We start from the raw sequence: 13,812 nt of genomic DNA on the forward strand, positions 1-13,812 counted from the left end.
ATTTCTTTTTAATCAAAAAAATTATTTTTAAATTGCAGTAATGAGTCATTTTAATGACGACGTTGTCATATATATTTTTCTTTAATAGTCTAAGAACTAAACATTTTTATCTTAATAAAATAAGTAGTCATGAAAACATGTATCAAACAAATTGGAAGCGCTTTGATTTTAACCGCAACTTTAATCGCTTCATCAATAGAAGCAGAAGCTTGTACAAGAGTGGTTTATAAAGGTCCAAACAACACAATTATTACAGCGAGAAGTATGGATTTTTCCATTCCTATTCCTTCTAACTTATGGCTATTCCCAAGAGGAATCGAGCGCGATGGAAGTACTGGAAAAAATACAATCAAATGGACTTCAAAATACGGGAGCATGACGACTAGTTCGTGGGATATTGCAATATCGGATGGTATGAATGAAAAAGGACTGGTTGCTAATATGCTTTGGTTAGTAAGCTCTAAATATCCCGAATTTTCCAAAGATATTGCCGGGAAAAATGGATTGGCTGTTTCACTATGGGCTCAATATGCTCTAGATAACTTTGCGACAGTAGCTGAAGCTGTCGCACATTTTAAGAAAGAAGAATTTGTTGTTGTAACAGACTTTATCCCAGGAACAGATAAGTTTACTACTGTCCATCTTTCTATGTCAGATGCCAGTGGGGACAATGCTATTCTTGAATACATTAACGGAAAATTAGTCATCCACCATGATCCTGCTTATACTGTAATGACTAATGATCCGATTTTTGAAGAACAACTTGCAATAAATGAATATTGGAAAGGTATTCCTGGAAGTATATTTCTTCCTGGAACAAACCGCGCTGCCGATCGCTATGTAAGAGCGTCATACTATATTAAAGCTGTTCCGCAAACTGATGATACTAGAATTGCAGTAGCGAGTGCATTTAGCGTTATTAGACAGTGCTCAGTACCTTACGGTATTTCTACTGAGGGCTTTCCTAATTTATCAACAACCCGATGGAGAACAGTTTCAGATCAAAAAAATCTCGTTTATTATTTTGAAGATGCATTAAGTCCTAATGCGATCTGGGTAGATTTGAAAAAATTGGATTTTAGTAAGAATGGAAAAATAAAGAAACTTGCATTGGATAAAAATCAAATCTATGCAGGAGAGACATCAGACAAATTTTTAGATACTAAGCCTTTTGTATTTCAGGGAATATAAAACAAAAAATAACAGCCTTACTAAAATTAATTATTGCTACCGCGACTGTTATAACTTTGTTTAAGTTTTAATCTTCCTCAAAAAAGAAATGCCCAACATCTGATGAGCTTTTCTTTTTTGAACCGAGGCTACAATATGGCATACATTTAAACGATTTGTCGAAATGATATAACGAAACCATGTATTTTATCGGTTATCAATTATTGAATTGTATTAAAATTTCTATTTAGTTCCTGAGCTGACATATATGGTCCGACGAGCGTGAATTTAAATAATTAACTAACCTGATCCATCAAGCGAGTTCTACGGGTAATATTAATATAAGATTGGGATTGGTTATTCTTTTATGATGGGAGGCATTGTATGATTTAATAAAATTTGGAGGTAAAGCAGAGCTCCAAAGAAATCTTTGCTATATATTAAAAGATTGTAATTTATGGATTATTAAAATGTTATTTTTGATTTACAGTACTTTTAAACTGTTGTTTTTAACTGGATAAACTGTTATATTTAGATAAAAGTAATTCAGCTTTCCCAATATTCCAATAATATGAGACAGTTAGCAGTTAAAATATTACAGTTGGTAAGAGAAGACAAAGATCTTCAGCCCTTGATGGTAAATGAATCTTTTCAAGATGAATTGGCAATTTTAGAAAGGACTGGTTTTATTAGAAGTTTTAAGCCAGAAATTGGGCAAAGTCCTTATGAATGCTATGATATTACAAGAAAAGGTATTGAACGCCTTATTGAATTAGAGGCATCAAATTATAAAAGAGTAGGCTAATTACCTACTCTTTTTTATTTATGTACCTTTTTAAGGTAATGATTGCGCCTAATTGAAATAAGGTATGTGCATTATGCTTACGCTTAAGATCATTTAGTGTTTTTTCAATTGATGATAAACTGTAAGGATTATGTCCCTTTTCTTTGAGTTCGCGCGCAATTTCAGGCTGTGTTTTGCCTTGCAGTAAGGAGTCAATTAGAAGTTTTTCAAATTCGGTTTGCATTTAATAAAGATAATAAATTCGTACAACTTACGTCTATGTGCTTCTATAAACATGGATATTAGACTACTTTTTAGTTTACACTTGTATCCTAAAATAGCGTCCATTTTATGTAAATAGCCCACAATTCTACTAAAGTAAGCTTTGGTTTATTTCGTAACCATTCTCATTAATGAATTTTGTTAAGATCCCGACGTAGGCATTTTTTTGAATATTTTCTCCTAAAATAATACAACCGCATTCAGTTGACCTGAATGCGGTTGTATTTGTGGAGCCGGAGAGATTCGAACTCTCGTCCAGTCATGGTACTGTGTACGCTTTCTACATGCTTAGCTTCTCTTTAATTGTCGAGCGAGGGAAGGTGAGTTGCTGACCTATACCGTACGCCGTATTTGCTGAGTCTTACAAGTGATTAGCAAAATCACACCTGCCAGTTCTATTGTTCGATGCCCCGAATGTTAAACCAAAGAACAGGATCTAACGGGACAAATAGCTATGTTAAGTCTAACTTAAGCAGCTAAGGCGTAGTTTTCTTCGCCAGTTGTAATTGTGAAAGTTCCGATTAAAGTGCTCTACTAACAACGCACTGCATGCTTACATAACCGTCTCCATCCTGTCAATTCCGGTCGACCCCAATTATGTAGAATACAAAAATACAAATATTATTTCAATTATGAAGGAATATACACGCTTGGAATACAATATATTTTGTATCTTACATATATTGATATACAAACAATTGTTAATCAGAATTGTTATAAGTGTGAAATATTCATTGAATCAAAAAATAAATCTACATGGCTAAGGAAATAAAATCTAAAAATTCGAAAAAGACAAATAAAAAAACGTCTACTCCAGTTGCTAAAAAGAAGTTCGCAGCTGATGTAAGCAATGTAAAAACAATTGCAGAAAAATCGAAAACACCGCGCAAATTAAAGAAATCATCTAAAAAAGAGACTTCAAAAGAGGAATCTAAATTAGTAAAGGCATATAAAAAGCTGAATAAAAAAGTGAAAGAAACACTTTCGGAAATTCAGGAAAAATTGCCCTTTTTTCATGTAGATGAAACGATCAAACGAGTCACTTCTAATAAGAATGATGATGCAATTAAATCTGATAAGAATAAAAAGAAGAAATCAAAGGATAGTAAGTCTTTAAAAAAAGATGCAGTTTCCAAAAGTAAGAAAAAGGATAGTAAAGCTGTCGCAGAAAAAAAGATCGAAGTAAAGAAAGAAGCTGATAAGCCAAAAGTTACTGAAGGTCCTAAACCAGTAACCGCAAGTAAACCTGTAGCAACAGCATCAAAACCAGTCGCTAAACCTGCTGCTGCGAAAGTAGCACCAAAGGTTGCTGAAGCTTCTAAGTCCACAACTGTAAGTAAGCCTGTAGCAACAGCAGCAAAACCTGCTCCTGCGAAAGCAGCTCCAAAGGTAGCGGAAGCTCCGAAAGCCACCACTGCAAGTAAGCCTGCAGCAACAGTATCAAAACCAGTGGCTAAATCTGCTCCTGCGAAAGTAGCTCCAAAGGTAGCAGAAGCTCCGAAAGCCACTACTGCAAGTAAACCTGCAGCAACAGCATCGAAGCCGGCAGCAAAACCAGCTCCTGCGAAAGTAGCTCCAAAGGTAGCGGAAGCTCCGAAAGCCACCACTGTAAGTAAACCTGCAGCAACAGCATCGAAGCCTGCAGCAAAACCAGCTCCTGCGAAAGTAGCTCCAAAGGTAGCGGAAGCTCCGAAAGCCACAACTACAAGTAAATCTACAACAACAGCATCAAAGTCAACGCCTAAAACTGCTCCTGCGAAGGCAACGGCAAAGGTCGCGGAAGCCCCGAAAGTCGCAACTGCAACAGCGTCAAAACCATCTCCTGCAAAAGCAACTAATGTTTCGAAACCAGCAACAGCATCAAAGCCAGTAGCTAAACCTGCTACTACAAAGGTAGCACCAAAGGCTACTGATAGCACAAAATCAGGGGAAGCAGCTAAACCTGCTGTATCACCTTCTGAAGCTAAAGGAAGTCCGGTGACACACCCAAGCCTTGCTCCCGATAATAATGCAAAAGCGGTCAGTGCTGCAAAAGAAAATACCGATAAAAATACGGCAGGTGACGAAAAAGCTGAGCCTACAAAATAGGGACTATTTAAAAAAAAGAATAATAAAAAAGGATGCTTTACGATCATAGAGCATCCTTTTTTTATGCATTGGCAAATATTTACTTTAGTAAACCAGCACGTTTTAATAAAGCTTCTACCTTCGGTTCTTGGCCTCTAAATTGTTTGTACAAACTCATTGGATGTTCAGTGCCACCTTTGGATAAAACGGTATTTTTAAACTTAGTTGCAATCTCTTTGTTAAAAATGCCATTTTGTTTAAAGTAATCAAACGCATCTGCATCTAAAACCTCAGCCCATTTGTAACTGTAGTAACCTGAAGAATAACCGCCATTAAATATATGGGAAAAAGATGTGCTCATTGCATTTTCAGTAACATCAGGATAGAGTTGCGTCGATGCAAACTGTTTATTCTCAAAATTTTTGAGGTTATCGATCGCTGTAGGATCTTGACCATGCCAGCCCATATCTAATTTTCCAAAGCTGAGTTGGCGAAGTGTAGCCATACCTTCTAAAAAGGAAGCACTCTCACGAATTTTTGTAACAAGATCCATTGGGATCGGTTCTCCAGTTTCATAATGCTTAGCAAATAGCGCCAATGCTTCTTGTTCATAACACCAGTTTTCCATAATCTGACTAGGCAATTCGACAAAATCCCAAAACACCGCAGTCCCTGAAAGCGTAGGGTAAACGGTATCTGCTAGCATACCATGTAAAGCATGACCAAATTCATGAAATAAAGTTGTTACCTCATTAAATGTTAAAAGCGATGGTTTGGTTTCAGTAGCAGGAGTGAAATTACACACGATTGAAACATGTGGACGTTCATTTTTACCATCTTTTTTATATTGTGGTTTAAATGAAGTCATCCAGGCACCATTGCGTTTACCTTTTCTTGGAAAAAAGTCAGCATAAAAAACTGCAATGAAATTCCCCAAATCATCTTTTACTTCAAATGTTTGTACATCTTTATGGTACTTGTCAATAGTTTGCACTTCATTGAAGTATAAACCAAATAATTTTCCTGCAATTTCAAATGCTCCTTGCAGTACGTTTTCTAATTTGAAATAAGGTTTTAATTGCTCATCATCAAGCTGAAACTTCTTTTGCTTCAATTTTTCAGCATAGTAAGCTCCGTCCCATTTTTCTAAAATAGCAATATCATCAGTTTCATTGGCAAAAGAGCTTAATTCCTGAAATTCATCTTTTGCCGCTGGTTTTGCTTTGGTCAATAAATCATCTAAGAATGCGTTTACCTTATCTGGATTCTGTGCCATACGCTCTTCTAATACAAAGTGGGCGTGCGTTTGATAGCCTAGAAGTTGTGCGCGTTGAAATCGAAGTTTCGCAATTTTTAATACAATCTCTTCGTTATTATTTTCATTATCCTGATATGCTTTTTTACCGGCGGCAATAGTGATTATTTTACGCAATTCACGATTTTCGGCATAGGTGACAAACGGGATATAGCTTGGATAGTCTAGGGTAAAGATCCAACCTGTTTTTTCTTGAGATCTCGCTAATCCGGCTGCAGCTTCTTTGACTCCGTCTGGCAAACCAGCAAGCTCAGCTTCATCTGTAATATGAAGTTCATAAGCATTGGTATCTGCCAATACGTGTTCCCCGTACTTTAATTTAAGTAGCGAGAGTTCGGTATCAATAGCGCGAAGCTGCTCTTTTTTATCATCAGACAGAAGCGCCCCATTGCGAACAAAATCTTTATAGTTTTTCTCTAATAAAGTTGTTTGCTCTAATGTCAGATCCAACTGTTCTTTTTGATCATAAACCTGCTTTATTCTTTTGAATAGATCAAAATTAAGCGTGATATCATTGCCAAGTGCTGCAAGTTTTGGAGCAACATCTTGAGCGATCTGTTCTAATTCGTCGTTGGTTTCCGCTGAATGTAGATTGAAAAAAATAGTTGATAAACGATCTAAAGACATTCCCGAAAATGCCAATGCAACAATCGTATTGTCGAAAGTAGCAGGTTCAACGGTATTTGCTATGGCATCAATTTCAGTTCTAGTGCTAGCAATAGCTTGATCAAATGCAGGTATATAGTCTTCGTTATTTATTTTAGAAAATGGTGCGGTATTATGAACCGTCTCAAAATGTTGTGTTAAGATACTCATAAAGTAAATTTAGTAGAATATTTTGAACCTATGTAGAAAAATCAAAATTACGACAGCGAGATGATATTCAAAATTGAAAATTCGCTTTATTCATTCTTTAGCTTATAGTTTAAGGTGTATAGGTTTTTTTTGGTTCAAAATAATTCCATAATAAATGTGAGATCTTTCTGGTGAGTTCCTCAGCTTCATTATTTTTAGTCCAGCTTTGATCTTTAATGTTGTTTGTCAATACACAAAATACATAATCACCACTAGGGGCATTTACAAGTACAACTTCACCGCGGGCTTCATCAACAGAGCCTGTTTTAGATGCGGTCTTTACATATGCCGGTATCTGAGAAAGGGATCGTTCGTTGTAAAAGATATTTCCTAAATAACGGTACATTTTATCCGATGCTTTTGTGCTGACAACATTACCTTGGAAAATCAGCGCTACTAAGGTTGCCATTTCTCTGGGGGTAGTCTGTCCCCAACCATATTTTTTCCAGATCTCATTGCGACCTTCGGTACGGGAATTAACTTTTGTATTGACTAAACCTAACTGGTCCATGAGTTGGTTTATGGTCGAACCTCCTCCTGCTAGTTGCTGATTCCAAATAGAGGTGACATTATCACTGTAAGAAATCATGAGACCTATCATAGTGGCAAGATCTGTTTCACTACTATCTTTAAAAAATTGCATCAGACCTGAACCGCCATATTGCTGTGATGATCGGTATGTAAATTTTTGATCCAGTGCCAATTCTCCTTTTTCGATTTTATCAAATATACCTGCTAGTATAGGAACTTTTACGATACTGGCTGTTGGAAAAATGGAGTCAGCCTGGATAAGTACCTCTTTTTGGGTTTTGAGATTTTTTACATAGATACCGATATCTCCATGAAAGTCTTGTGTTAAGGCTCTTAATTGACGGTCTAATTTTTTGTCAATATGCTGAGCACTGGTGCTATAAGGAAATAGGATAGCAATGGTGAGTAGAAGGAATAAATTTTTTGTTCTCATTAGATTTTAATTGTACCTTATAAAAGTAATTATAATAAAAGTATAATTTATCGAAGGAAATATATGAATCTTTTTATGTTATTGTTAGGGTGTAAGCCATCTGGAAGACATGTTGAACAGCATGATATCTATTTTGGTATTGCGGAACGTTTGGGAGAACTGGTTCCATCTATAGAAGCCTATTGGCCCGAGGCAAAAGGGGAGATTCATGTTGATGCCTGGCGAGCAGTGACAAAAGTCGGATCTTATCAAATTTCAATCTCGGAAGAGCCTGTAAACAATGGAAGCTTGAAACTCTATTTTGTTAATATGGGAGGGTATAAACCCAATGATATGGAAGAGTATCATTATAAGGAAATGGTTGTTGCTTATAGCTTGGAGGAAGCAAAGGAAGTCGCAAAAGAAACGGTTTTCTTTAAACATCATATTTCTCCGCATATTGATGATAAATATGGTATCGATGTCGATGATGTATATGAAATTGAAGAGCTTTTATCATCATTATTTAAAGGGAAATATTATGTTAAGATTCGTGAAGAGCAACATGATTTCTTAAAGGAAGATGATATTACGAATGGTTACTTTACGATGGAAATCTTACGAGATCAATTGGAATAAATCAGACAAGTATTGTTATAAAACGTACCTCTATTTTGATTTAGTTTACTTGTAATTTTATAACAAAAAAAAGAAAGTGAATAATTTGAACCATTTATCCCGTAAACAATTCATACAAAATGCCGCGATAGCTGTTGCTGGCGCATCTCTTCCGTTAAGCACATTGAGCGCTAAATCAATCAATCCAATGCATACAGAAATAAAAAGTAAAATGTTGAAATTTAAGAATGTTCGTTTGGAAACAAGTTTTATTTATGATGAAGCTGATGTGATTGGTACTAAGACGGATTTGTTTTATATTGAAGTTGAAAATGGTAAAATATCAAAAATCGGTTCCAATCAAGCCAACGCAGATGCTATTGATGCAAAAGGATTACTAATGTTGCCTTCTTTCAGAGATATGCACATCCATTTGGATAAAACTTTCTATGGAGACAAGTGGCAGGCAATAAGACGTGGAGCTGGCGGTGTGAAGGGCATGATTGCTTTAGAACAAAAAATACTTCCCGATTTATTGAAGAATTCAACTTTCAAAGCAGAGAAACTGATCGAATTATTACAGTCGAAAGGTACAGGATTTGCACGCAGTCATGTTAATATTGAACCTACTTCGAAGTTGCAGTCGCTAAAAAATCTACAAAAAGCGCTTGAGAACAAACATAAAAGTTTTAGTGCTGAGATCGTCGCTTTTCCGCAACATGGCGTATATTATACAGATAGTGTTCCTTATTTAAAGGAAGCAGCACAAATGGATATTGATTTTATCGGTGGGGTAGATCCATATTCTATTGATGGACAAATTGAAAAAACAATAGATTTTACAGTTCAGCTGGCATTGGATAACCAAAAAGGAATAGATATTCATTTGCATGAGTCTGGAGAATCGGGATTGAAAACAGTGGAGTATCTGATTGATAAAGTTAATGAGAACCCTACATTGAAGGGTAAAACCTTTTTAAGTCATTGTTTTGTATTAGGCAAGATTGATAAAGTAAAACAAGAAGAGATTGCTGAAAAATTAGGAACTGCTCAAATCGGTATTGTTTCTACTATTCCTTTCGGCGGTTTAATTATGCCGATCCCCACTTTATATAAGTATAACGTTACGGTTATGACCGGAAATGACAGTATTGTGGATCATTGGAACACATTTGGAACGGGAAGTGTTCTACAAAAGGCTAATTTGATGGCACAGTTGTACGGATATTCGTCTGAGTTTTTATTGTCAAGAAGTTTAAAGATAGCAACGGGAGGCACTTTACCTCTAAATGATAAGGGTGTAAAACAATGGCCAAATGTTGGAGATCAGGCTGATTTTGTCTTGATCAAGGCTAGTTGTTCTGCAGAAGCAGTATCACGGATCTCTGATGTGGAGACTTTGGTACATAAAGGCGAATTGGTATAGATATCCCAAGATTAAAAAAATGGTTGATTATAATCCATTCTCCTCTGTTTTTAGTAAATTGAATTACTAAATTTGAGGAGAAATGGATAACCAGCACGATTATTTTCCAGTTTTAAATATTCAAGAATTTACTGAAGCACCCTCAGGATTTACAAATTTATTGTTTCATGAGATCAGAGGTGCTCGTCATATTGTTGAACCACATAAGCATGATTTTTTAATTATTCTGCTATTTGAGAAGGGGAGTGGTACCCACAGCATTGACTTTAAAAATTATGTGATCGAATCTCAGCAGGTTCATTTTTTATTCCCAGGACAGGTTCATCAATGGCAATTTGATGAAGATACGGTCTGTTATCAATTGATGATTAGCCGTGAATGGTTTGAAAGTTTTCTCCCCGATCTTCGATTTTCCTCTCTTTATTACCAGCAACATCCTGTTTTTCAAATTTCTCGATCGCTTTATACAGCATTGTTTTATGAATTTCGAGCTATAGAACAGGAATTGCAAGAAACAAATATTCTTTGGGAAATTATTCAGACACGTAGCAAATTGATCGGTTTGTTATTGCGCAAGTCTTTTGAGATTACATTCAATGATTTTGAGAAATATCATTCAAATCCGATTATTTCAAAATTTGTACAGCTCATCGATCTTCATTTTAAATCAAATCGGTCGGTAGCTTTTTATGCAGAAAAATTACATATCTCCGCTAATTACCTCAATATAGTTAGTAAAAAAGTGATTAATACCGCCGCATCGACATTGATTCATGACCGTATTTTATTAGAAGCAAAACGTTTGCTTAAAATATCGGAAATGAGTGTTAAGGATATTGTATATGATTTAGGGTTTTATGATCACGCCAGTTTTTCGAAATTTTTTAAAAGTCATACCGGAATGACACCATCTCAATTTAAAGAACAAGGATAATTTTGACAACAGTTGGCATAATCTGTACCTAATCGGTCAGTAGTTGATTTTTATATTTGTTATATAATCATTGATCTTATGTTGCCATCTCATAAATTAATTGCCAAGGGCCATTACACACTAAAAAATGTTCGTTTAGAGACCGGATTCGAATATGAAAACCAAGAGGTAATCGGTACTCTTACTGATCTCTTCTGTATTGAAATTGCAAACGGAAAGATAATAGCTATAAAAGCTAATAATGCAGCTGAAGAAGCTGTTGACATGAAAGGAAGGCTGATGTTACCTGCTTTTAAAGACATGCATATTCATATCGATAAAACTTTATTTGGTTTACCATGGCAAGCGCTATCTCCAAAAAGAAAAACGGTTGCAGATATGATTGCTTATGAGCAAGAGATCATTCCCAGATTGTTGACAACCTCCACAGCACGTGCCGAGCAACTCATTGCTTTATTGCAGGGATATGGTACAACTTATGCGAGAACCCATTTTAATGTAGATCCGACCTCTGGGCTTCAATCTTTTGAAAATCTTTTGCTAGCGCTCGAACATCAAAAAGATTCCTTTCAAGCGGAGCTTGTTGCTTTTCCGCAACACGGGCTTTATTATACAGATTCTGCTCCTATTATGAAAGAAGTAGCGAAGTCTGATCGGGTTGATTTTATAGGCGGACTTGACCCACTCAGTATTGATGGAAGCATAGAGAAGCCTATGGAATTTACTGTACAGTTGGCATTGGATAATAATAAAGGAATAGATATTCATCTTCATGAAGCAGGTCCTTCGGGAATGAAAACAATTCAATATCTTATCGATAAGGCTGTTGAAAATCCTCAGTTACAGGGGAAAATATTTATCAGCCATGCCTTTGCTTTAGCACAACTGAATGCAAAGGAGGTTGAAGAGATTGCTGAGAAATTGGCTTTTGCAAGAGTGGGTATTGCTTCTTCTGTGCCATTTAAAGGACGTCCGATGCCTATTCCAGCATTAAAAAAACATGGAGTAAATGTGCTGATCGGAAATGATAATGTACAGGATTATTGGAGCACATTTGGTACAGGTAATATGCTGCAAAAAGCAAACCTTATAGCAGAGCTATACGGATATGCGACCGAATTGCAGCTTTCACGTACGCTACGCTTTGCTACACAGCAACTCTTGCCTTTAGACGATGAAGGAAAAAAACAATGGCCAAAAGCTAATGATGATGCTAACCTTGTTTTTGTAGATGCGACCTGCTCAGCCGAAGCAGTCTCTAGAATGTCTAATGTACACGCATTTATGCACAACGGAAATCTTTTTGTGACAGATTAAGCTCGTTATGAGCCCAAAGGAGGGGTGATTATAATCTTGACTTTTCGGTAGTATTGCTAAGTTAAATACATAATTTAGTATGTAAAAGATGAAATTACAAAAAATTAACATACAATTGTTCATTCTAAAATATAATTGACGTATTTTTGCAAATCCTAAAATCAATATGGTTTGGTTGGAATAGGGAAAAATAAATATTATGAAAAGAATAGGTGAATCCAAAAAGATTTTTGGTATTACAAAAAATGAAGATTTAGCGACGTTAAAAAAGATATATCGTGACTTAATCAAAGCTTGGCATCCGGATAAATTTCAAGATGAAGTGCAAAAAGAGGAAGCTGAGTTAAAAAGTACAGAAATTATTGAGGCTTACCACTTCTTAGTTAGTATTTCTCCTGAGACTCATGAAGCCAATTTAGAAGAGTATAACAATACGATCAATAACTTTTTTATTGAAGATTTCGAATTTAAGGGTCAAACATTGCGCGTTACATTTCAGGATAAAAGTACTTATGAGTATTTTGGTGTTCCAAAAACAGTGTACACGAAATTTATTAATGCTGAGTCTCGTCCAAGATTTGGTAGAAGACAAATTTTCAACTCATATACATTCCGCAAAAGTGCGAATGCAATGGGAGCATAGTTTAATTGCTTATCATAAAAAAAGCCTTATTGTTATTAACAATAAGGCTTTTTTTATACAATTTTATTTAATTATGCTTCAGATATTGCATTGATAATATCATACTGTGTGATGATATTAATTTTTCCGAATTCATCTTCTACAAGTACAGCTTGTGTATCTTTATTGATCAAAGCCGATATTTTATCAATCGACGTATTTAAGTCAACAAAAGGAAAGGGCTTTGTCATCACTTCTTGTACTGACGAAGATTTCAGAGCTGGATTTTCTAAAAGAGCATTCAAAATATCAGACTCTGTTATTTTTCCGACCACCATTCCCTGCTGTGTTACGGGTATTTGAGAAATATTAAGTGTTTTCATGAAGTTGAACGCTTCAAAGACGGTTTGTTCAACATCTGCTGTTACAATTGCTTGCTCACCTCTTCTTTTTAAGATACTTTTTGCGTTGAGTTTCTCATCTTCTAGAAAGCCACGTTCTCTTAACCAATCTTCATTATACATTTTCCCCATATAACGCGAACCGTGATCATGGAAGATAACGACAACAACATCATTTTCTTTTAAGCGATCTTTTAATTGAATAAGACCTGCTAATGCTGATCCAGCTGAATTTCCGGCAAAAATTCCTTCCTTACGAGCCAGTTCTCTCGTCATTAATGCAGCATCTTTATCGGTAACTTTTTCAAAAAGATCAATTAAACTAAAATCAACATTTTGCGGTAAAAAATCTTCACCAATACCTTCTGTTATGTAAGGGTATATTTCATTTTTATCGAAAATACCGGTTTCCTTATATTTTTTAAATACAGACCCATAAGTATCTATTCCCCATACTTTAATATTAGGATTTTGCTCTCTCAAATATTTGGCTGTACCTGAAATGGTACCTCCAGTACCAACACCCACGACAAGGTGGGTGATTTTCCCTTCAGTTTGTTCCCATATTTCAGGACCAGTTTGTTCATAATGTGCCAGCGCATTTGAAGGGTTATCGTATTGATTGGCTTTCCAGCTATTGGGAACTTCGCGTTCCAGACGGCTCGATACCGAATAATAGGAGCGGGGATCTTCAGGATCCACATTTGTGGGACAAACGATCACTTCTGCGCCAAAGGCACGTAAAGCATCGACTTTCTCTTTGGATTGTTTATCTGTTGTGGTAAAAATACATTTATAGCCCTTGACAACAGCAGCCATGGCTAATCCCATACCTGTATTTCCAGAAGTTCCTTCAATGATTGTTCCTCCTGGTTTTAATAAGCCAGCTTGCTCTGCATCTTCAATCATTTTAAGTGCCATTCTGTCCTTAATCGAATTGCCGGGGTTACTGGTCTCGATCTTCGCTAGGATGGTTCCTTTTAAATCTTTGGTGATTTTGTTTAGCTTAACAAGAGGAGTATTTCCTATTGTTTCTAAAATGTTATTATACCACATAAATTTACTGTTTGTTTATGCA

General features: G+C 35.9%; 12 protein-coding genes and 1 other RNA gene. 8 read left to right on the forward strand and 5 right to left on the reverse strand.

Annotated features, from left to right (window positions below; translation table 11 throughout):
* Positions 1 to 129: 129 nt before the first annotated feature.
* Positions 130 to 1,191 carry a linear amide C-N hydrolase gene (locus tag EDF66_RS13630; RefSeq protein ID WP_132843290.1) on the forward strand — a complete coding sequence of 354 codons (1,062 nt, stop codon included), beginning with the start codon at positions 130 to 132 and terminating at the stop codon, positions 1,189 to 1,191.
* Positions 1,192 to 1,741: 550 nt separating this feature from the next.
* Positions 1,742 to 1,975 carry a hypothetical protein gene (locus tag EDF66_RS13635; protein WP_132843291.1) on the forward strand — a complete coding sequence of 78 codons (234 nt, stop codon included), beginning with the start codon at positions 1,742 to 1,744 and terminating at the stop codon, positions 1,973 to 1,975.
* A gap of 4 nt (positions 1,976 to 1,979) precedes the next feature.
* Here EDF66_RS13635 and EDF66_RS13640 read toward each other — a convergent pair whose 3' ends face one another.
* Together EDF66_RS13640 and ssrA are read right to left on the reverse strand one after the other, a co-directional pair.
* Complete coding sequence (locus EDF66_RS13640; protein WP_132773706.1) at positions 1,980 to 2,198, reverse strand: helix-turn-helix transcriptional regulator; 219 nt, start codon at positions 2,196 to 2,198, stop codon at positions 1,980 to 1,982.
* A gap of 263 nt (positions 2,199 to 2,461) precedes the next feature.
* Positions 2,462 to 2,829: a transfer-messenger RNA gene (gene ssrA / locus EDF66_RS13645) on the reverse strand.
* A 163-nt stretch (positions 2,830 to 2,992) separates the two neighbouring features.
* On the opposite strand from ssrA, the gene EDF66_RS13650 reads away from it, so the two are divergent.
* Entirely contained in the window at positions 2,993 to 4,324 is a 1,332-nt protein-coding gene (locus EDF66_RS13650; RefSeq protein ID WP_132843293.1) for a hypothetical protein, read from the forward strand.
* 79 nt (positions 4,325 to 4,403) lie between these two features.
* Here the strand turns inward: EDF66_RS13650 and EDF66_RS13655 are convergent, their stop codons facing one another.
* Both EDF66_RS13655 and EDF66_RS13660 read right to left on the reverse strand, forming a co-directional pair.
* Positions 4,404 to 6,434 (reverse strand): M3 family metallopeptidase, encoded by a 2,031-nt coding sequence (locus tag EDF66_RS13655; protein ID WP_132843294.1) that lies wholly within the window; start codon positions 6,432 to 6,434, stop codon positions 4,404 to 4,406.
* 109 nt (positions 6,435 to 6,543) lie between these two features.
* On the reverse strand, positions 6,544 to 7,437 hold the full coding sequence (locus tag EDF66_RS13660) for a serine hydrolase (RefSeq protein ID WP_132843296.1): 894 nt from the start codon (positions 7,435 to 7,437) through the stop codon (positions 6,544 to 6,546).
* Positions 7,438 to 7,500: 63 nt separating this feature from the next.
* On the opposite strand from EDF66_RS13660, the gene EDF66_RS13665 reads away from it, so the two are divergent.
* The 5 genes from EDF66_RS13665 to EDF66_RS13685 all read left to right on the forward strand — a co-directional run bounded on the left by EDF66_RS13665 (position 7,501) and on the right by EDF66_RS13685 (position 12,354).
* On the forward strand, positions 7,501 to 8,055 hold the full coding sequence (locus EDF66_RS13665; protein ID WP_132843298.1) for a DUF1543 domain-containing protein: 555 nt from the start codon (positions 7,501 to 7,503) through the stop codon (positions 8,053 to 8,055).
* A gap of 76 nt (positions 8,056 to 8,131) precedes the next feature.
* Entirely contained in the window at positions 8,132 to 9,460 is a 1,329-nt protein-coding gene (locus EDF66_RS13670; RefSeq protein ID WP_243656048.1) for an amidohydrolase, read from the forward strand.
* Between the two features lie 82 nt (positions 9,461 to 9,542).
* A complete protein-coding gene (locus tag EDF66_RS13675; RefSeq protein WP_132843299.1) occupies positions 9,543 to 10,394 on the forward strand; it encodes an AraC family transcriptional regulator in 852 nt (283 codons plus the stop codon).
* A gap of 78 nt (positions 10,395 to 10,472) precedes the next feature.
* Positions 10,473 to 11,711: an amidohydrolase gene (locus EDF66_RS13680; protein ID WP_132843301.1), complete on the forward strand. Its 1,239-nt coding sequence runs from the start codon at positions 10,473 to 10,475 to the stop codon at positions 11,709 to 11,711.
* A gap of 199 nt (positions 11,712 to 11,910) precedes the next feature.
* Entirely contained in the window at positions 11,911 to 12,354 is a 444-nt protein-coding gene (locus tag EDF66_RS13685) for a KTSC domain-containing protein (RefSeq protein ID WP_132773691.1), read from the forward strand.
* A 71-nt stretch (positions 12,355 to 12,425) separates the two neighbouring features.
* Here EDF66_RS13685 and EDF66_RS13690 read toward each other — a convergent pair whose 3' ends face one another.
* Positions 12,426 to 13,790 carry a pyridoxal-phosphate dependent enzyme gene (locus EDF66_RS13690; protein WP_132843303.1) on the reverse strand — a complete coding sequence of 455 codons (1,365 nt, stop codon included), beginning with the start codon at positions 13,788 to 13,790 and terminating at the stop codon, positions 12,426 to 12,428.
* Between the last annotated feature and the right edge of the window lie 22 nt (positions 13,791 to 13,812).

The organism is Sphingobacterium sp. JUb20, assembly GCF_004342035.1.
GTDB classification, from domain to species: domain Bacteria; phylum Bacteroidota; class Bacteroidia; order Sphingobacteriales; family Sphingobacteriaceae; genus Sphingobacterium; species Sphingobacterium anhuiense.

Bases quoted from the DNA above. Each gene is read 5' to 3' on its own strand.
- EDF66_RS13680 (WP_132843301.1), top strand. From the start codon at position 10,473: ATGTTGCCATCTCATAAATTAATTGCCAAGGGCCATTACACACTAAAA.
- EDF66_RS13690 (WP_132843303.1), bottom strand. From the start codon at position 13,790: ATGTGGTATAATAACATTTTAGAAACAATAGGAAATACTCCTCTTGTT.
- EDF66_RS13630 (WP_132843290.1), top strand. From the start codon at position 130: ATGAAAACATGTATCAAACAAATTGGAAGCGCTTTGATTTTAACCGCA.
- EDF66_RS13660 (WP_132843296.1), bottom strand. From the start codon at position 7,437: ATGAGAACAAAAAATTTATTCCTTCTACTCACCATTGCTATCCTATTT.
- EDF66_RS13640 (WP_132773706.1), bottom strand. From the start codon at position 2,198: ATGCAAACCGAATTTGAAAAACTTCTAATTGACTCCTTACTGCAAGGC.
- EDF66_RS13650 (WP_132843293.1), top strand. From the start codon at position 2,993: ATGGCTAAGGAAATAAAATCTAAAAATTCGAAAAAGACAAATAAAAAA.
- EDF66_RS13635 (WP_132843291.1), top strand. From the start codon at position 1,742: ATGAGACAGTTAGCAGTTAAAATATTACAGTTGGTAAGAGAAGACAAA.
- EDF66_RS13655 (WP_132843294.1), bottom strand. From the start codon at position 6,434: ATGAGTATCTTAACACAACATTTTGAGACGGTTCATAATACCGCACCA.
- EDF66_RS13665 (WP_132843298.1), top strand. From the start codon at position 7,501: ATGAATCTTTTTATGTTATTGTTAGGGTGTAAGCCATCTGGAAGACAT.
- EDF66_RS13675 (WP_132843299.1), top strand. From the start codon at position 9,543: ATGGATAACCAGCACGATTATTTTCCAGTTTTAAATATTCAAGAATTT.
- EDF66_RS13685 (WP_132773691.1), top strand. From the start codon at position 11,911: ATGAAAAGAATAGGTGAATCCAAAAAGATTTTTGGTATTACAAAAAAT.